Origin of the sequence: Prevotella sp. khp7 (assembly GCF_900109055.1) — a bacterium.
Taxonomy (GTDB): domain Bacteria; phylum Bacteroidota; class Bacteroidia; order Bacteroidales; family Bacteroidaceae; genus Prevotella.
Map to the genome: position 1 here is coordinate 75788 of NZ_FOIV01000004.1, position 19679 is coordinate 95466.

General features: G+C 51.9%; 16 protein-coding genes and 1 tRNA gene. 3 read left to right on the forward strand and 14 right to left on the reverse strand.

From position 1 onward, the window contains the following. Window position 1 precedes the first annotated feature (1 nt). The 10 genes from BMX82_RS10715 to BMX82_RS10760 form a co-directional block, all read right to left on the reverse strand. A complete protein-coding gene (locus BMX82_RS10715) occupies window positions 2-2227 on the reverse strand; it encodes a hypothetical protein (protein WP_091768803.1) in 2226 nt (741 codons plus the stop codon). A gap of 231 nt (window positions 2228-2458) precedes the next feature. Continuing rightward, a complete protein-coding gene (locus BMX82_RS10720; protein ID WP_091768805.1) occupies window positions 2459-2953 on the reverse strand; it encodes an Lrp/AsnC family transcriptional regulator in 495 nt (164 codons plus the stop codon). Between the two features lie 14 nt (window positions 2954-2967). Continuing rightward, window positions 2968-3420, reverse strand: coding sequence for an ExbD/TolR family protein (locus BMX82_RS10725; protein ID WP_255396601.1), 453 nt, complete (start codon window positions 3418-3420; stop codon window positions 2968-2970). After that, window positions 3417-3932, reverse strand: a complete 516-nt coding sequence (locus BMX82_RS10730; protein WP_091768808.1) for an ExbD/TolR family protein — start codon at window positions 3930-3932, stop codon at window positions 3417-3419. The genes BMX82_RS10725 and BMX82_RS10730 overlap by 4 nt, the downstream gene beginning before the upstream one ends. Continuing rightward, window positions 3893-4252, reverse strand: coding sequence for a hypothetical protein (locus BMX82_RS10735; protein WP_103915781.1), 360 nt, complete (start codon window positions 4250-4252; stop codon window positions 3893-3895). The genes BMX82_RS10730 and BMX82_RS10735 overlap by 40 nt, the downstream gene beginning before the upstream one ends. Further along, window positions 4245-5090 (reverse strand): MotA/TolQ/ExbB proton channel family protein, encoded by an 846-nt coding sequence (locus tag BMX82_RS10740; protein ID WP_091768813.1) that lies wholly within the window; start codon window positions 5088-5090, stop codon window positions 4245-4247. Before BMX82_RS10740 ends, BMX82_RS10735 begins: the two co-directional genes overlap by 8 nt. Before the next feature lie 81 nt (window positions 5091-5171). After that, a tRNA-Ser gene (locus BMX82_RS10745) sits at window positions 5172-5259 on the reverse strand. A 55-nt stretch (window positions 5260-5314) separates the two neighbouring features. After that, a complete protein-coding gene (locus tag BMX82_RS10750) occupies window positions 5315-6091 on the reverse strand; it encodes a TatD family hydrolase (protein ID WP_091768816.1) in 777 nt (258 codons plus the stop codon). Next, window positions 6091-7065 (reverse strand): polyprenyl synthetase family protein, encoded by a 975-nt coding sequence (locus tag BMX82_RS10755; protein ID WP_091768818.1) that lies wholly within the window; start codon window positions 7063-7065, stop codon window positions 6091-6093. Before BMX82_RS10755 ends, BMX82_RS10750 begins: the two co-directional genes overlap by 1 nt. 20 nt (window positions 7066-7085) lie before the next feature. Beyond that, a complete protein-coding gene (locus BMX82_RS10760; RefSeq protein ID WP_091768821.1) occupies window positions 7086-7781 on the reverse strand; it encodes an energy transducer TonB in 696 nt (231 codons plus the stop codon). Between the two features lie 232 nt (window positions 7782-8013). Between BMX82_RS10760 and porQ the strand changes: the two genes are divergently transcribed. The 3 genes from porQ (at window position 8014) to BMX82_RS10775 (ending at window position 11093) form a co-directional block, all read left to right on the forward strand. Further along, entirely contained in the window at window positions 8014-8919 is a 906-nt protein-coding gene (gene porQ, locus BMX82_RS10765; RefSeq protein WP_091768824.1) for a type IX secretion system protein PorQ, read from the forward strand. Beyond that, entirely contained in the window at window positions 8916-9605 is a 690-nt protein-coding gene (gene cmk, locus BMX82_RS10770; RefSeq protein WP_036909534.1) for a (d)CMP kinase, read from the forward strand. Before porQ ends, cmk begins: the two co-directional genes overlap by 4 nt. 102 nt (window positions 9606-9707) lie before the next feature. Continuing rightward, window positions 9708-11093: an OmpP1/FadL family transporter gene (locus tag BMX82_RS10775; protein WP_255396602.1), complete on the forward strand. Its 1386-nt coding sequence runs from the start codon at window positions 9708-9710 to the stop codon at window positions 11091-11093. A 67-nt stretch (window positions 11094-11160) separates the two neighbouring features. Here BMX82_RS10775 and BMX82_RS10780 read toward each other — a convergent pair whose 3' ends face one another. The 4 genes from BMX82_RS10780 to BMX82_RS10795 are packed head-to-tail and all read right to left on the reverse strand — an operon-like array spanning window position 11161 to window position 19668. Beyond that, window positions 11161-12030 (reverse strand): 4-hydroxy-3-methylbut-2-enyl diphosphate reductase, encoded by an 870-nt coding sequence (locus BMX82_RS10780; RefSeq protein WP_091768827.1) that lies wholly within the window; start codon window positions 12028-12030, stop codon window positions 11161-11163. Then, a complete protein-coding gene (gene meaB, locus BMX82_RS10785; protein ID WP_036909536.1) occupies window positions 12027-13121 on the reverse strand; it encodes a methylmalonyl Co-A mutase-associated GTPase MeaB in 1095 nt (364 codons plus the stop codon). Before meaB ends, BMX82_RS10780 begins: the two co-directional genes overlap by 4 nt. 8 nt (window positions 13122-13129) lie before the next feature. Continuing rightward, entirely contained in the window at window positions 13130-14200 is a 1071-nt protein-coding gene (locus BMX82_RS10790; protein ID WP_091768830.1) for a DUF1573 domain-containing protein, read from the reverse strand. Further along, the gene (locus tag BMX82_RS10795; RefSeq protein ID WP_091768833.1) at window positions 14197-19668 is read right to left on the reverse strand and encodes an alpha-2-macroglobulin family protein; all 5472 of its coding nucleotides are present in this window, start codon (window positions 19666-19668) and stop codon (window positions 14197-14199) included. The genes BMX82_RS10790 and BMX82_RS10795 overlap by 4 nt, the downstream gene beginning before the upstream one ends. Window positions 19669-19679 lie beyond the last annotated feature (11 nt).

The following is a 19679-nucleotide window of genomic DNA, read 5'->3' on the forward strand; positions in this document are numbered from 1 at the left end:
CTTAATAATAAAGTTTATACTTTTTCTTGGTCATATCGATGGCATTGAGCACGATGTGGACATCAGGCAGTCGGCAGTTCTTATTAAGTGCCGACACGACCGATTTCTGAGTCCGACCGGCCTTAACCACATAGATGGTCACATCGGCAAAGGCGGCCAGCTGGTTAGCATCGGAATAGGCGCCAAGAGCTGGGGAGTCGAGCACGACATAATCGTTTCCTGATACGACATTCCTGAGCTCAGTAGCAAACGCCTCGCCAGCCAGGATATCGGCGGGATGGGCTGAGGTGTGTTGCTTTCTCAGGTCGCAATCCATATAGATGGCTTTCTTGCCTATCGTTGTAAGACTATCTGCCAGATGCTTGGCAATGAAGGTCGTGCCATCGCCCGCATCATTCGAGGCCACCAAAATGACCTTCTGTTCGGGCTTCAGGGTCTGGAGCAATTGGGTTCGCAGGTTGCGGATGGCATCGTCGTAGCCATCCTGAGGAATTTCGCCTATGGTGGGGAGAGTTGTGAGTTTCTTCAGATCGGCCATGGTGGCGATATTGCTACGCAACAGGCTCAACAGGAAGAGAATACCCAGCGGAATGAGCAATCCAAGGAAGACGGCGGCCAGAAGCACTATCTTCTTTTGGGGCATCACACTTGTCGGGTCGACCTGGGTCTCATCAATGAGCTTACCCTTCTCTGACACGTTAGCCAGCTCCATGGCGGTTTCCTCGCGCTTCTGAAGCATGACAAGATAAACTCCCTGCTTGATGTTGCGCTGACGGCCGATGTCGGTCATGGCTCGCTCCATGCCTGGGGCATTGCCGACACGACCTATATACTTATTGTATTCACGCTCTACCGACTGGCGTTGCAGATTGACAGCCTGACGCGCCTGTCGGAAGGCGGCCTGAACAGAGGGATACATATCGTCGAGGGTCTTGGTAATCAGCTGCACCTGGGGGGACTGCTCGCTGACACTCTTCAACAGACGGTTGCGCTCGAGCACCACCTCATTATATTTCTCTGTGAGTGAACCGGCAGAAGAGGTCTTATCGAGTCCGACGCTGGAAGGAATCAGGGCATAGCGATTGGCGGGGTTGTTGACGTACTCGCTCAGATAATCGACTATCTGCAACTGGGCACCTATCTCTACCAGTTTTGTCTCATAACCGCTCTTCATACTCATGGCCTCTTGGGCATCGACCTGAGGGTCGGTAATGTGGAATTTCGTCTTGAACTGTTCCCAATCGGCATCGGTAGAACCCAATTCGGCATCGATCTTGGCCAAGCGCTCACTGACAAAGGCATCGGTCTTCATGAGTTCCTCGTTCTTGTCTTCGTTAGACCGACGGTTGTAGACCTCGACCAGACGATTGATGAAATCGATGCCACGGAGCACATTCTCATCTTCCAACGAAAGACTGAGGATAGTAGAAGACTTCTTGGTGGCTGGCTCGATTTCAAGATTGGCTAAGAAGCCGTTGGCAGCTATCATCGGGGGAACGATTGTGACGGTAAGCGTATAGCCTTCTATATATGATTCCCGCTGTTGAGGGGTAAGCCCCGTATTCTCGGTGATGGTCAGCGTGCCAGCCGCTGTCTTGATGGTGGCTGGGAGCTTAGCGAAGGTCTGCGAGGGAAGGTCGAACTCGTTCTTGTTTTCCTTCAGCTGGCCTTCTACCTCATAACCATCGGCGGTCTTATGAATGTCCAGCTTAATCTGGTGGGCTGTTAAAGGCAACTCCCTATCCAACCACTGAAGATGAACAGAATCGAGGGTGACGTTAACCGGCTGATTCTGATAGAGCAGATGACTGCGCCCCCACTTACGGAGGCGATACGACGTATGCAGTCCCAGATCGTTGACCACGTCGCGGACAAGGATGGTCGACTTTATAATCTCGGTTTCTACTTCACCATTGGTGGCACCACCAATACTATTGTCCAAACCAAAGGGAATAGAGGATGTCAAAGCTGCCAAACTGGCACTCATGCCACTCTCTTTTCTTGACTCCTTGAGTTGCATCTTTCCAATAACGGTGGCAGAGGGTCTGGCCCAATAGAGATAGGCACCGGCCAACAGAACACAAAGCAAGACTGACAGCGCAAACCATCTGAGATTCAATACAACTAAATTCCATAAATCACGGAAATCCAAGGAAGATGTTCTCTCATCATCCTCTACTAAAAAGTCTTCGATATCATCCAAGCTGATTTTCTTTTTGTCGGACATATTTGATTGATGTTTAAATAATTACACAACATAAGGGGGAGACACCGTTCTAATAACTTTAGACGGATATGGTGGTGTTAATTGATAGCAAGAAGTCTTTCCCCTTACTGACATCCAGTGCTGATTATTGATTCGCACGTGCAAAGATAGAGAAAAAAAAGGACACCACCAAACAAAATGGGAAAAAATTAAATCCCCGCTCGGATAAAGCGGGGATTAATCATTTATTTCTTACTCTGATTCTGAAAGTTTGTCATCGTTCTCCAGTACAAGACCATCGATGGGCAACTGGCGGCTGATGGCTGTGTGGAAGGAAATGAGCGTCTGGCTGCTGGCAAGACCCAGAGGCTGCAGACGGTCGTGGATAATGGTGAGCAGATGGTGATTATTGTAAGCATAAATCTTGATGAACATATCGAAGTTACCAGTGGTGTAATGACACTCCACCACCTCTGGGATTTCCTTCAGGCGTTCAACCACCTCGTCGAACTTCTCAGGGTCTTTCAGGTTCAGACCGATATAAGCACAGGTCTCGTAGCCTATACGCTCTGGATCGATGATGAACTCTGAGCCTTTGAGTACGCCCATTGACGTGAGTTTCTGAATGCGCTGATGAATAGCTGCGCCACTCACACCACAGGCACGTGCCACCTCCAGGAATGCAATACGTGCATCGGCAGAGATCAGTTGTAGAATCTGTTTGTCAAGTTTATCGATTTTACTCATAAGCTATATATGTTTTATTTGATTTGAGTTGCACTGTAATTGATGCGCAGGGCGTAGCACTGCTGAAGGGCATGCTTCACGTCGTGGATGATGCCCATCGGCGTATGCCGGTCGGCACGCAGGCTGACGGTGAGGTGTTCGGCGTTGGCGGGTGACATACCTGCACGGATATGCTCTATACGAGCAGGGATTTCCTCGGGCATCACCAGATCGCCATTGAGCTGTACGCCCCATGTGTTATCGTCTTGCCGGCCGATATAGATATTGATGACAGAGGCTTTATTGGCCAGCTTCTGTACCTCGGTGCCCTGGGGCACTTCCAAACGCACCTTCACCTCGTCGCTGCGCATGTGGGTGACAATCATGAAGAAGAACAGCACCGTGAAGATGAGGTCGGGCATAGAGGCCACGTTCAGCGAGGGTACGCCGTGGCGACTGGTATGGAACTTGCTCTTCATGGGTCTCATTGGCCACCTCCTTTCAGGTCTTCGCTGATGCGCTGGGGATAATGCTCGTTGACCGTCGTGCGCTCATCGGCCGACAGGCGGCTGTAGTCACACCCATAGTGACGACGGGCATAGTCGTTGCGCAGGGTATAATAGGCCTTGACCACTGCCTCCTGCATCTGGAAATAGGCGTCGTAGGTGGTCTCACGGTCGGCCTGTATCGTCACTGCATGTCCTGTGGGATTGACAGAGGCCATGGCCATCACCTCATCGGTGAGCTGCCGGGCGGTGACCGCCTTGCCATCGCAGGTAAGCTGGTTATGGGCATCGAGCTCTATGCGCAGCACATGGTCTTTGTTGATATCCTTAGGCTGCTCGTGCTCCAAAGGCGGGGGTGCCATCTGGCGCAAGAGTCCCTTGTCCGTGTCCATCGATGATGTCACGAGAAAGAATATCAGGAGCATGAACGAGATGTCGGCTGTCGACGTGGTGTTCAACTCCGGAATCTGCTGACGATAGCGCTTACGAAACATCCGAGGATCAGAAGGATTGAAGTATAGATAAACATATCTGTCAGCCTGAGCCAAAAGGCATCTGTATACAGAGTGCCATTGGTCATGACAGGCTTTGACGAGCCTAAGAGGAAGGTGAGCACCAGACAGACAACCAGACCGATGGCGACACACCACCCGATTTTGCCTGCCGGCACACCATTGATGATATCGTCGCCCTTGCGCCGTGTACGCATGCCATGCCACACGCTATAGGCCGTCACACCGAGTGCAACAGCCGTCACCAGGTACATGAGACCAAGCATGACATCGGCTAAGAAAGGCGATACGAAACTATTCATTTTTCTTACCCTTTAACTTATACTCTGTTATCATGTCGAGCAGACTGATGGCCGACTCTTCCATCTGAGACGTCAGGCGCTCTATCTTGGAGAGTATGTAGCTGTAGAAGAGCTGCAGGATGAGGGCTACCACGATACCGAAGATGGTGGTGATGAGCGCTACCTTCATACCTCGCGCTACAATGGTAGGACCGATATCGCCTGCCTGCTGAATCTGGTCGAAGGCCATCACCATACCAATCACCGTACCAAGGAAACCTAATGAAGGGGCCATGGCAATGAAGAGCTTGATCCACGAGCAACCCTTTTCGAGATTGGCTACCTGCAAACCTCCGTAGTTGGTGATGGAACGCTCGATGGCATCCATCGACTGGTGGATATGAAGCAGACCCTGATAGCAGACTGAGGCCACAGGGCCACGCGTGTTCCTACAAAGGGTCTTGGCACCCTCTACATCGTCCTGTTGCAGATGTTTCTCGATATCCTCGAGTAACTTGGAGGACTTGATTTCTGAGAGTGTCAGATAGATGATGCGCTCAATACAGAAAGCCAGACCCAGTACAAGGGCCAGGGCTACGAGCGACATGAACCCGACGTTACCGTCGATGAACTTGGTCTTCAACTGTTTGTGGAAACCTCCCTCTTCGTCAGCTGCCTCAGCATCGTCGATGACCATGGCCTCTGCTGCCAATGAGTCAGTCACAGCTAAGGATTCAGCCGCAGCAACAGTGTCTGCAACGAGAGCTGTATCTTGTTGGGGAGTCTTGTCTTGAGCATACGAGACTTGCGTCATGACAAGCAAGCCTACCAGTGAAAACAGAATAGTCAGTCTTTTCATAATGATTTCTAAACCCTTTGCGGAGAGAACAGGACATCCTCGGCTCTTTGCCTCGGAGCTTTGAATCCTGTCAAATCCTTGCGGAGAGAACAGGATTCGAACCTGCGAACCGGTTTTGCCGGTTACACGCTTTCCAGGCGTGCCTCTTCAACCACTCGAGCACCTCTCCTTGTTTCGCTAACTTCGGTCTGCAAAGATAGCGTTTTTACTTCAGATTAAAGGGCTTAAACATTTATATTTAATACTTTTTTGCAGTTTTGGGTTGTCTTCTCTGCCACTTCCTCCTCGCTGACACCATAAGCCTCTGCCAGTTTATGCAGCACATGAGCCACAAAGGCCGGTTCGTTGCGCTGACCTCGCATGGGGACGGGAGCCATGTATGGGGCATCGGTCTCAAGTACAATACGATCTAGGGGGACAACAGCGGGAAGCACCTCTGGGAGATGGGACTTCTTGAAGGTGAGAACACCTCCGATGCCCAACACGAAACGCTCGAACTGCAACAGTTCTTTTGCTTCCAACTCATTGCCTGTAAAACAATGGAACACGCCTCCCGGCAGATCGTTCTTATAGCGTTTGAGAATAGACACCATCTCGTTCTGCGCCTTGCGACAATGAATCATCAAAGGCAACTGCAACTCTACCGACCAGCGCACCTGCTGCTCGAAAGCCTCCAGCTGCTCTTGTTCGAATTCACGACTCCAATAGAAGTCGAGCCCCACCTCACCGATGGCAATAGTCTCGCGCACTACAGGGTATATGGCCGTCAGCACCTCGCGCCAGTCGCTGCGCACCTCCTCAGGATGGAGACCGAGCATGGGATAGCAGTAGCCCGGATAACGATGACAGAGGTCGATAACCGTCTGACATGACTTGAGGTCGATGCCGGGGATACCAATAGCCGCCACCCCCGCCTCCTGGGCACGGGTTACAACGGCATCAAGGTCTTCACGGAATTCCTCGCCGTCCAGATGACAATGGGTGTCGATGAAACGAAGCATCAGCTCTGGCGGGTCATCATCTCAGCAGCATAGGCCTTCAGTTCGGCCTTACGCTCCTCGGGAACATTCACCTTGGCCAGGTACTTCAAGGCCAGCTGATAGCACTCTTCCATCTTCTGCTCACAGAGCTGACGGATACCTATCTCGTCGTAGAGCTTTGTCACGGCCTTCACCTTCTCATTACGATCGAACTCCTTGGCGAAGATCCACTTCTCGAGTTCCTTGCGCTGGACGTCGTTGGCACGGTTATAGGCATTGATAAGCATATAGGTCTTCTTGTTCGAGGTGATGTCGCCACCGATGTTCTTGCCAAACACCTTCGGGTCGCCATAGACATCGAGCAGGTCGTCCTGAAGCTGGAAGGCCAGACCAATCTGCTCACCGAACTTATAGAGATTGTCCTGATCGTCTTTCGACGCACCGGCCAGAATGGCACCAATCTTCACGGCACATGCCAGAAGCACACTTGTCTTCAGACGAATCATCTCGATATATTCTTCTTCACGCACATCGTTGCGAGTCTCAAACTCCACGTCGAGCTGCTGTCCCTCACCAATCTCATAGGTAGTAATGAGGAAGGTATGGAACACGTCTTTCACCTTGCTTACCTCACATGCCTCGATACGCTCGAAGGCCTGCAGCAGCATGGTATCACCCGAGAGAATGGCCTGATTGTCATCCCACTTCTTATGTACCGTCTCGTGACCGCGACGCATGTCGGCATTGTCCATCAGGTCGTCGTGCAGCAACGTAAAGTTGTGATAGGTCTCCAAGCCAATGGCCTGGGTCATGATGCTCTCTGGATTGTCCTTATAGAGGTTATAGGCCAGCAGCATCAATACAGGGCGGACACGCTTTCCCCCCAACGATAGTACATACTTGATTGGTTCATACAGGGTAAAGGGCTTTCGGTCATAGGCCAGACCGTCGAGCGCCGCATTTACCTTTTTAAGTAATTCTTCTGATTTGTACATTTTATATTTAAATAATTTATTTACATGTTGAACACCACAGGGATGCAGACTTTCGTACGACAGGGCTTGGCATTCATCACACCTGCCTGCCATTTAGGCATCATACGCAGCACACGCAGTACTTCGCGGTCGCAGGCCGCATCCAGATGCTGGACAAGCTCCAGATCTGACACCGACCCGTCTTGATTGACGATGAACTGCGCCACCACCTTGCCCTTCACCTTCTGCTGCTGCGCTGAAGCAGGGTATTTCAGGTTCTTAGTAAGCCACTTCATAAACTCCGAGGCACCTCCGGGGAACTGGGGCAGATCTTCTACCACACGGAAGTCTACCGGTTCATCGTACATATCGACTACCTCGGGTTTCTCTTCTTCTGCCATTTTCTCGGGATCAGGCAGTTTCTCCTGCTCCATCTGCTGAGTCTCTGAGGGCAGTTCCACGTCCTCGTCGACCAGTCGCAGCTGTTCCGACTCCGGTTTCTCCACTTTCTGCTCCTGTGGCATCATCATCGGTATCTCATCCTTGTCGCGTTTCAGAGGCGAGAGCTCCATCTCCGCCTCCAGGTCGTCATCGTCCTCGAAGAACGCCCAGCCATTGTCTGAGCTGTTCCATTCGAGTGCCACGAACAGGGAGGCGAGCACGACAATCAGGCCCAACAGGAACCCTTGCACCCGTCGCTGCTCTATATCTGCCTCACGACTCTTCTTGACTTCCATAATAAATCCGGCTTTTGGCCGTTATATTTAAAACTTGCCTGCAAAGATAATAAAAAGTAAAAAGGTAAAAAAGTAAAAAGGTAAAAAAGACCTTTAATTAAGAATATTTTTGTAATTTTGTGCCCGAAAAAGGCAAAATAGTGAATTGTTATCAGTGAATAGTTTATTTCGTATATATGAGGTCAGATGGCGATTGAGAGTGGTGATAGTGCTATTTGCCATTCACTGTTCTATGCTACCAGCTTTCAGTCAGGAGAGCCAGACTGCCTATAACTTCCTGAGGCTGCCCGTCAGTGCGCATGTGGCTGCTGTAGGAGGCGATAACATCACGCTGACCGACGATGATGCCACGCTCATCTTCCACAACCCCGCCCTGATCAACGGCGTAAGCGACCGCACCATCAACCTGAACTACATGACCTACATGGAAGGGGCCAAGACGGCCAGCGCCGCTTTCATCAAAGGGGCTGGCGACAGAGGCACGTGGGGCGTGACAGGACAATATATGGATTATGGCAGCATGAAGCAGACCACAGCCAACAACGAAGACCTGGGTACTTTCTCGGCTAAGGACTGGGCCATCGGCGGAACTTTTGCATATGCCCTCTCCAACACCATCAGCGGTGGCATCACGGCAAAACTCATCTCTTCCCATATCGCAGGCTACAGTTCGCTGGCCGTAGGGGTAGACTTAGGACTGAACTATTACGATGAAGAGACGGCATGGAGCCTGTCGGCCGTGGCCCGTAACCTCGGAGGACAGGTAAAGGCCTACGACGAGGAATTCGAGCGCATACCCTTCGACCTGCAGGTGGGGGTGAGCAAGCAGTTACAGGGGGCACCTCTTAGGTTCCACGCCACGATGAGCCGCCTTACCGACTGGAACGAGGCCTTCGGGCGACATCTGGCCGTGGGTGCCGATATTCTGCTGAGCAGTAACATCTACGTGGCTGCAGGCTACAACTTCCGACGTGTCAGCCAGATGAAGATATCCGACTCTGAAGGAGCCGCCTCTCATGGTGCAGGACTCTCGCTGGGCGCAGGTCTCTCACTGGAACGCCTTAAGCTGCACGTGGCCTACGGCAAATATCACGTCAGCACATCTTCGATTTTAATTAATATATCATACGCATTATGAAGAAAATAACTATTGCCATCGATGGCCACTCGTCGTGCGGAAAGAGCACCATGGCCAAGGACCTCGCCCGTGAGGTGGGGTATGTCTATGTAGATACCGGTGCCATGTATCGCAGCGTCACTCTCTACGCCCTGCGCAAGGGACTGTTTCATGAGGATGGAAGCGTGAACACACAGGCTCTTGAGGCCGAGATGCCCAACATTCACATCTCGTTTAAGTTCAACCCCGAGACAGGACGCCCAGACACCTATTTAAATGACGAGTATGTAGAGAAGGAAATCCGTTCGCTCGAAGTCTCTAACCATGTGAGTCCGATCGCAGCCGTAGGTTTTGTACGCGCAGCCATGGTGGCCCAACAGCAACAGATGGGTAAGGACAAGGGCGTGGTGATGGATGGTCGTGATATCGGTACAACCGTGTTCCCCGATGCAGAACTGAAAATCTTCGTCACTGCCTCTGCTCAGGTACGTGCCCAGCGCCGCTACGATGAACTGAAGGCCAAGGGCATGCCTGCCGACTTCGACGACATTCTGAAGAACGTAGAGGAGCGCGATTATATAGACTCTCATCGTGAGGTGTCACCCCTGCGCAAGGCCGACGACGCTCTGGAACTCGACAACTCGAACATGACCATCGCCGAACAGAAGCAGTGGCTGCTCGACCGCTTTAACGAGCGCACAGCATAAGCGATTTTGTTCCTTTTATACGATTTTCTCATCATTATTTCTGTTTTTCTCGGTTTTTATTGCTACCTTTGCAGCCGAAAACAATTTTATTAGATAATAATGATGAGAAAATTTCTTTTTATGGCCTTATATGCCATGACTTTCTCCACCGTTTCTATGGCCGGTGGACTGATGACCAACACAAACTATCACATCGCCTTCGACCGCATGATGGCACGTGGCGCCACTTTCGACATCGACGCCGCCTACTCTAACCCCGCAGGTCTCGCCTGGGGGCACGAAGGCTTCCAACTCTCGCTCAACTTCCAGAAACCCTGGCAGAACCGCGACATCACCACGACCATCCCTCATTACCTCGCCTACCCTGGTGTTTACGACCACGGATACGAAGGGCTTCAAAACAAGAAGTTCGAGGGTGTGGCCTCTGCACCTATCGTGCCAGCACTGTTCGCCTCATACAAGAAAGACCGCTGGGCCATCTCGTCGATGATCGGCATCGTGGGCAGTGGCGGCTTCGTGAAGTACAGTGAAGGTATTCCCATGTTCAACGCCCTCGTGATGGGCTCCATCTTCAAACAGACACTCACTGCCAAGATGATGAACCCAGAGGCTCCTCTGCTCGTCATCACCCCCGAGATGTACGACATCGACTCTGAGGTGAAGGGTAAGCAGTACATCTACGGCGCACAGGTGAACTTCACCTATCGCGTTACCGACGAGTTTGCCGCTGCCATCGGTCTGCGCGCCAACTACTACGACGGCTACAGCCGTGTCCGCCTCAAGGCCATAGGCACCAATCCGCTGATTGCCACCACCACGCTGGCCGATCTCAACCTCGACTGCACACAGCGCGGCATCGGCGTGGCACCCATCGTGAGCTTCGACTATCACAAAGGGGCCCTCAACCTCACTGCGCGCTATGAGTTCCGCACGAAGATAAACACTAAGAACGACACCAAGGAACTGCCTGAGGAGCTGGGCGAGCTGGCTGCTCCCTATGCCAACGGCGTCCACGTGCGTTACGACATGCCCTCGCTGCTCTCGCTGGCTGTAGGCTATGAGTTCACCCCACAGCTGCGTGCCACCCTCGAGTATCATTTCTTCGACGACAAGCACGCTGTGATGGCTGGCGACCGTCAGAAAGAGCTCACCCATGGCACCAACGAGTTCCTCGCAGGTGTCGAGTGGGACATCAACAAGAAGTTTACCGTGAGTTGTGGCGGACAGCGCACCGACTATGGTCTGGCCGACGGTTACCAGCAGAACACCTCGTTCGCCTGCGACAGCTATAGCATTGGTCTGGGTGGTGCCTGGAACATCAGCGAAAAGCTGCGCCTCAACGCCGGTTACTTCATCACCCTCTACAGCGACTACACCCGTGAGTTCACCGCTGAACAGGATGGCTACCAAGGCACTGGCTATCCCGGCCAGGATGTCTACAGCCGCACCAACAACGTCATCGGTGTGGGTCTGGATTATAAGTTCTAATCCTTCGACAAACTCTGAGACCACATACATAAAGAAATCCCCGCTCGGTTGAGCGGGGATTTCTTTTTTATTGTTGCATTCTAAGGATGGCATCACGGCATTGTTCCATGAGCCAGCGGGGGGTGCTGGTGGCACCACAGATGCCGACGGTCTGTATGTCTTCAAGCCATTCGGGCTGTATCTCCTGAGGGTCTTCAATCAGATGAGTGTTAGGATTCACACGCAGACACTCGTTGAAAAGCACCTTACCATTGGAGCTCTTACGGCCACAGACGAAGAGGATGAGGTCGTGCCTGGTGGCAAACTGCGAAATGTTCGGCATGCGGTTGGCCACGTTACGACAGATGGTGTCGAAGCTCTTGAAGGTGGCATCCTTAGAGATATGACTTTGGATATAGTCGATGATGCGATGGAACTCGTCGAGCGACTTCGTTGTCTGACTATACAGATAGATGTCGCGTGAGAAGTCGAGCTTGGTCACCTCGTCGAAACTCTCGATGACAATGGCCGTACTCTGCGTCTGACCTACAAGGCCCAACACCTCAGCATGACCTTTCTTGCCGAAGATGACAATCTGGGCATCGCCCGGAGTCTCAGAGCCGTCGTACTGCTGTTTGATGCGTTTCTGGAGCTGGAGTACCACAGGACAGGTGGCATCGATAATCTCGATATTGTTCTTACGGGCCAGTTCGTAAGTCTCAGGGGGCTCACCATGAGCACGGAGCAACACCTTGACATTGTGCAACTGGCGCATCTCGTCGTGGTTGATGGTAATGAGTCCCATCTCACGCAGACGCTCACACTCCATACCATTATGCACAATATCACCGAGACAATAGAGCTTCGTGCCCTTGGCCAGCTCTTCTTCGGCCTTTTTGATGGCGGTGGTCACTCCAAAGCAGAAGCCACTGCCGTTGTCTATTTCTATCTGTATCATTTCTTCAGTATTTCAAAATACATATCCAGCAAATCCTGTGCCGCAACAAACGAGGTCTTATGCCCCGACAGCACTGTCTGCTCAGCCAAAGAGAGCTGTGCCTTAATGGCAGGATTATTGTAGAAGTTAAGGCGCAGGTGCTCGTTGATGCTCTCATACATCCAGTACTTTGCCTGTTCGTTGCGACGATAGTCGAAGTAACCATTGGCCTTGACAAAGGCGATGTACTCGTAGATCATATCCCAGATCTCTTTCACACCTGTACCATAGAAACCAGAGTAACACAGCACCTTGGGCAACCAGCCGCTCTCGGGCATGGGGAAGAAATGGAGGGCATTGCGGAAGTTGGTGGCTGCCATCTGACAGCGATCCACATTGTCACCATCGCACTTATTGATGACGATGCCATCGGATATCTCCATGATGCCTCGCTTGATGCCTTGTAACTCATCACCCGTTCCTGCCACCTGGATGAGCAGGAAGAAGTCGACCATAGAGTGACAAGCCGTCTCGCTCTGACCTACACCCACCGTCTCTACGAAAATCTTGTCGAAGCCTGCAGCCTCACAGAGGATGATGGTCTCACGGGTCTTACGGGCCACACCGCCCAAAGAGCCTGCCGACGGACTAGGACGTATGAACGACGCAGGATGCTGCGCCAGTTTCTCCATGCGTGTCTTATCGCCCAAGATAGAACCTTTGGTACGCTCACTGGAAGGGTCGATAGCCAATACCGCCAGTTTGCCGCCTTTCTCACGGAGCACATGGACACCAAACTCATCGATACTGGTAGACTTTCCTGCTCCCGGCACGCCACTGATGCCCACACGCACACTGTTGCCACTATAGGGCAGACACTTGTTGATGACCTCCTGCGCCTTGGCCTGATGGTCGGGGTTGACACTCTCGATAAGCGTTACTGCCTGCGACAGGATTGTGACGTCGCCCTTGACGATACCCTCTACCATCTCTGCTGCAGAGAGTTCACGACGACGGTTCCGCTTCAGGTAGGGATTGATGATGGGCGGCTGCTTCACACCACTATTCACCTGCAAGCCTGCATATTCTGAGCTATTCTCGGGATGATCCATTGTTTATTCTATTTGAGACGGATGTTAACGACAATCTTGGCATGATCAGGGTCGTTGGTAATCATCAGGATACGGGGACGCGTACGCACCTTCGCCAGATCCTCGGCAATACCTGTTATCTTCAGGTTCGTGCTCTGTCCCGGTTCGAGTTCACTCTTGCCCAGCGTCACCTTGAGTCCCTCGGTAAACAACTGGAGTGAAGAGATTTTCAGCACCGTCATGCCAACGTTCTGCAGGCTGACAGTGGCCGTCTTCTTGGCTTTACCACCGAAGTCGGTGAAGTCGACGTCAGTCGCTGACATCTGCAGTTGGGGCGCCTGATCCTTATTAATACTCTGGAAGTCTTTCAGGTCGGGCAAGAGGATGGTAGACACACCAATGGCATTCTCCTGCTTCACCTTATCACCCAGATGTTTGGCCAGATAGACAGAGGTCTGTGTCAGACCGTAGTCGCGCAACTTGTCGGAGTGGAGGGTCACGGTAATCGTGGCACCACGGTTGGGAGCCAGTTTCTCGGGTACTACCGTAGCTGACAGGTATGGGGGCAGATGCATCACGTTGGGCTGCATGGTCTGCGACCCGTTATTAAAGATATGTATCTCCTGCATAGGCGCATCGCCCTTGTTCACATCATCGAACTCCAGCTCGTTCTTGTCGAGCAACAACTCACCCATTGCCAAGGGGTAGTTGCCGCGGTAGTCTACCATCTCAGGAATCACGATACCCTTCATGGTGAGATAGACGGGTGTCTTGGAACCATTGCTCTTCACGGCAGCCATCTTATGGAAGTGTCCCAGCTGGCGGGCATCGTAGGTCATGGTGATCTTGAACTTATCGCCTGCGCCTACCTCTTTGGGATACTCGACAGCCGTACAGCCACAATCGGGCTTGACGCTCTCGATGACAAGACGCTTACGCCCTTTATTCTTGAGCTCAAAGGTGGCTGTAATGGGTTGTTCGAAGCCTGTACGGCCACACTCTACTGTAGCATTCTCAACGGTCAGGCGCTGTGCGTGCGCCTCGCTAATGAATAACGGGGAAATGATAAATGATAAACCAATAATTCTTAATATTTTCATTTGACTGTAATTGTTTGCGATTTAGTGACGGCACGGAACTCTGGAGCGTAGGCACACTCTACAGAACAAGTGCCTGTCTCGTAGGTTCCCGGACGATCAATATAGTATTCGTTCTCGATGACATGTCTGCCTTTCGACAAACAGTCGAAGTAATAGTTCGTAGCATTGTCCTTCGGTGCACAATAGGAGCCACTGTGATAACCACTCAACTGACGGACGGGTTCCATGCAGGCAGCCCGCTTGTCAATGACCTGTACGAAGTCGTAGTCCCGGTCAGCAGTGATAGTCAGCCGTACTTTCACACGATCACCTACAGCCAAGCCCTTCGCCGGTGATACGGGAAGTATCTCACGCTTGACGGTCAGTGCGCTGCCAGAATCAGTGATATCCTTCGTAGCCTGAGTGAACTGCGCATAGACAGCACCCCATGAGGTTCCTTCGCTCTTCTTGTCGATGGTCAGGGTCTTACTCTCTGCAGGTATGTCTGTCTTCACATAACCGATGGCAGCTGTGGCCTTAGGCATCTTCATTGGCTTACCGTCAACCTTCATCACGGAGAGGGCATCATTCGACAGGCTCAAGGGCCGAGAGGCAAGGAACGCATACACTGCATTCACACTATTGATAGGCGTATCCCATGCCTGAGTACGCTTCTCCTGCAACAACCAGCGCTGCATCTCATCGATGGTCTGCTGATCTTCGGGGACAAGTCTCTGGAGCGCCTCGATAGCCACCGTCTGTGTAGGTATCTTATAGTCGTACCAAGAATAGCCGGCACGCGGAGTGTCGTAGTAACGCCCCATCTCCTCACGATAGACCGTATATTCCTTCAACGACTGGGCGTACTCTAAGGCACGCTTGGCATCGCTCTTGGAAAGGATCACCGCCGTCAGTGCCTTCTCATAGATAGACTGCGACTTGACATCCTTCTTCAGGAGTTTCAGCAGGTAGTCGTTGGCCGACTGCACTTCTGCAGGCAGCTGTCTGCCGTCGAGGGTGACAAGGTAGAGCCACTGCAGGGTCTTGAAACTGGGGAAGGACACCTGATGATTATCCTTCTCCTGTTTCTTCAGTTCCTTCACTTCATCGACAATCTTCTGTCCCATGAAACTGAAAGCGCTGCTGAGCATGTTCTCCACATCGCTTTGCTTACCAGCCATCGCATTCAGGCGTACCAGCATCTCAGAGACAGCTACCGTCATATAGAACGAGCCGGGCATGCCCTGCCACCAGGTCCACGAGCCATCAGAGAGCTGCAGCTTACCGAGTTTGCCGAGTGCCGTACTGATACGGTTCTGCATGAGGTTGTCGTCGAAGAAGTCTACCAACCGCTGTTTCTGTTCTGTCTCATTATCAGCATCCATCACCCAAGGGGTCTCACTGAGCAGCAGGTCTTTCAGTTCCTGATTCTTCTCAAGGGCACTTGTCAGTGAAGTGTCCTCACCCTTCTCCTGTTTCCAGAGGGCGAAGGCGGTCTTAGCCTGCGGATACCGACTGATGACATACCGGCCAAGGCTGTTGGCATAGTAAGAAGCAGCCTGTGAAATGGCATTATCATCGATGGGCTGACCAATGGCAGGCAGTGCCTGAATCATCAGCCAAGCAGGATCATTGGTGTATTCGAGTGTCAGTTTGGTATTCTGGGCATCAGCAGGCACCAGCTTTAAAAGGTCTATCGTTTCTGTTACTGCCTGATGCTGTGTGATCGGCAATGTTACTGTGACACGTTCTGTAGAAGGCAGAACGGGCAGATAGTGCTGTTCGCCGTCTGAGAAGCCCTTGCCACTCACCGTCATCTGACAGATGAGGAGTCCCTTTGACAACCCCTGGGGCCGCACTTCAAAGGATACTGGTACAGTGGCACCTGCCTTCATCTTGACATTCTTTTTCTGTTCAAACACCACAGCATTGGTCTCCGGATCTGTCAACTTCAGTGTGACTGTTCCATTAAGTAACTTCTCGCTTGTAGTCTTGGACGAACCAAGCGGCGTAGCCGAGCAGAAGATACGTGCAGAGATCGTAGCCTCATCACCCTCACGGATAAAACGTGGTACATTGGGCTGTATCATCACATCCTTCTGCGCCACTGCTGTCGCCTCTATCTGTCCATAACAGAGATCCTTTGTATGTGCCAGCCCCAGGAAGCGCCACGTAGTGAGACTCTCAGGAAGCGTGAACTTCAAGGCCACCTGTCCCTTCTCGTCTGTGGTCAGCTGGGGATAGAAGAAGACTGTCTCGTTGAAATCCTCACGAAGCTGTATATCGTCTGTCTTTTCTTCCTCCACCGACGACACCGACAATTCCGCATCTGCCACAATACTAGCTTCCATCATCTTGGGCTCGGCAGCCACATCAAAGACCTTGGTGCCATTGCCTACCACCTCTGCCAAGTCAACACTATTGTCGAATCCCTTGCTCTCAAGCATCACGCCACGGGAATAACGGCGGAGACTATAACCATACACCGATGGCAACACACGCTCGTCGAAACGACTGAAGTCGAACTCATAGGTCGAGGCACCACGCCATGGCTTTCTGACAAAGTCGTATCGGCTATAAGACATGGAATATTGCCAGTTGGTTCTTGGCATAGAGAACAGCACATCAGGCTGCAGACTCCATTGGTGCTTGACTATCTGGTTGAGACTCTGATCGTAGAGCGTTGCCATCAGCTGAGCGTCTGCCGGACGGCCTTCTGCATCCGTTATCTTCAATGTCCACTCCTCTTTCTGACCAGGTGTAAGGCGATCGCGGAAGGTAGCCCACTCGAGCGAGAGATGCTTGTCGGGTAATGGGCGCTGTACCCGTACGGTGTGGGTATAGCACTGGCCGTTCTTCACCCAGGCGAAGCTCAGCAGTAAACCGTCGCCATAGGCTTCGTCATACTTGAGCTTCAGGTTCAGCAGTTCATTACTCATGTCTTTGGATCCCATCTCTATGATCTTCGTACCGGCAAAGAGACCATACACCAGATGCACGTCCTTATCAGAAGAGCCCACCTGAACGGTCACGGCACTACCGTCGTTGGGGAACTGCGCAGCCGACTGATAGAACCAGTTGTCGGTCTCTGTTGCAGGCTTGGTATCGTCGAGCGAGAAGAGCACAAACTCATGACGGATGGTATCTCCCTCGCAAATGGCGTCAAGGGTGTGTTTGCCTGAAGTTAATTTTTTGTTTAAAATAGAAAGGGGAGAATTGGTCCTGGCTTTCTGCCATGAACCACCGTCTATCTGATAGTTCACCTCAGCATCCAAGTCCTGACCTGCGGCATTCAGCAAATGGAAGGTTGCCGTAGACTTTTCTTCCAACAGGATTTTCTCTGCCATATCCATGCTCAAGGCCGTCTTACGATTACCCAAAGGCAGTGAAAGCTGACCTGTACGTGTCTCACCAGCCACATCCGTCACATCGGCAGTCACCACGAACTGATAGAACATCGGGGAACTGCTCTCGGGCAGATCAAGGGGCATTCTGACCTTGAACTTACCTTCCTGGTCGGTGATCGTCTCTTCGTTCAACAGTTCCTCACCCTCCTGACTGTAGTTCAGCGCCTCTGTATCCCAGTAACGACTGTAGGACCACCACCAGAAGGCAGCACGACGTACCACCTTATAGCTGACCTTAGCATCCTGAAGGGGCACACCGGCATAACTCAGAGCGGTACCTTCTACTGTGATGGTATCGCCAGCAGCATAGGCCTGCTTCACCTCTGGGAAGTCTACATGGAACGTAGGACGCTTGTATTCCTCAACATGAATAATCAGGGTCTCGTCGTTAACCTGAATGCGGAACTGACCCGTGAGACCTTTCTCCGGTAACGTGAAGTCGACAGCGGCCACACCATACGCATCGCTAAGCACTTGTTTCTCCTCAACGACTTTATTGTTTGCATCGCGCAACACGAACTTCACAGGTTTATGCTCTCTAACCTGGTGTTCGAAACCATTCCTGACTTCATAGATCAGGGCTGAGGCATGCACGGTCTGACCCGGACGATAGATGCCGCGATCGGTATAGACACTGGTACGGTTTACCTGACGATCCTCATCGAGATAGCGGTAAACGCCTGCCTGCGTCATCTCCGGACATGCCTTGTCGGTATCAGTGTAGGCATAGACTTCTCTGCGATGGCGCTCGCCGTCCAGTTTACCGATATATTCGCCCTTGGCGTCTGTCACGCCTTCGTGGGTCTTGTATTCGTTATAGCTTAACTGCTCTCTGATGGTAAGATGAGCACCTGCGATAGGCTGTCCCGTCGTAGCATTCACCACCACATAACGGATGCCCTTACCTTCTGGCAGGGCCTCAGAGATGGTAAACACATCCGTCACATAATACAGATGACGCGAGGGCTTAGTGTTGGCACTACTGGTAAACTCCAACATATAGACACCGATGGGCAGGCCTCCGATGGTCAGGGAGTCTTCAAAGAGCTCATAGTCCTGACGACCGGTATACTGACGCTCAACCTTGTCGACAATGCCATCGAGCAGAGGCACAATCTTCTTGTAGCCCTCCTCCGAATCTATGTCGGCCTTCAAGTCGCCATTGGCTTTCAGGCGATAGACGGTCAGTGTCAGTCCTGTAATGTTGCGCAGTTCCTGCAGGGTCACCTTCTGCGTCTCCTGCGGTCTGACGACGCGATGATCAAAAGAGATCTGGAACTGGGGATTGATGAGTTCCTGCTCTGCATTACGCAGGATACCCATGCGTTTCCACGAGCCCCACTTGCCGAGAGCCTCACGGATATAAGCCAGTTTCTCGGCCTTCGGCACATCTGAATCATACCTGATGCGGTCATAACGCACCAAAGCCAATTCGCCTGCCTCTGGCACGTCCTGATACACATTGATGAGCGAGTCGATCTGCTCCACCGGAGCATACTCATAGGCTCTGGCTGCTGTGATACAAGCCGCAGAGCGATTGCCCTTCTTGGCATAATACTCATACAGGGGGTTATACTCGTCTAACGCATAGCCTACCACACTCAGCAGGTCGTGGCCGAACAGCTTTGAGTCGACACCCTCAATCACAAAGGGGGCGTAGGTCTTATCCTTCACCTTGGCCAACTGCTCACAGAGCTCCGGCGTCAGCTGAGGCTTGACAGCTTTCAGCTCCATCGGCGTATTGGATCTGCTCACCTGATAGAGCACAGTCTGATAGACTGTTTTCAGCACCACGTTCTGTTCAGTCTCTGCGCGCTGCCGCATACGTTCGATAGCTGGTTTCAACGAGTCTGGTGCTATCTCGGCCATCATCTGAGCACTTTGCAGTTCTGCTTTCAGCAACTGTCCGTAGTCGTGGCCCTTCTCTGCCTTCTTCACAATCTTCTGAAGCACTTCACACGCAGTCTTAGGCAGGTCTTTTTCCTCTGCCTCCTTCACCTTCTTCCAAAGCGAGGCATACGATTGTCCGAATATCAATAGGGGCATCATCAATATGATTAGGGTTGCAAATATTCTTCTCATCTTCGCTTTTT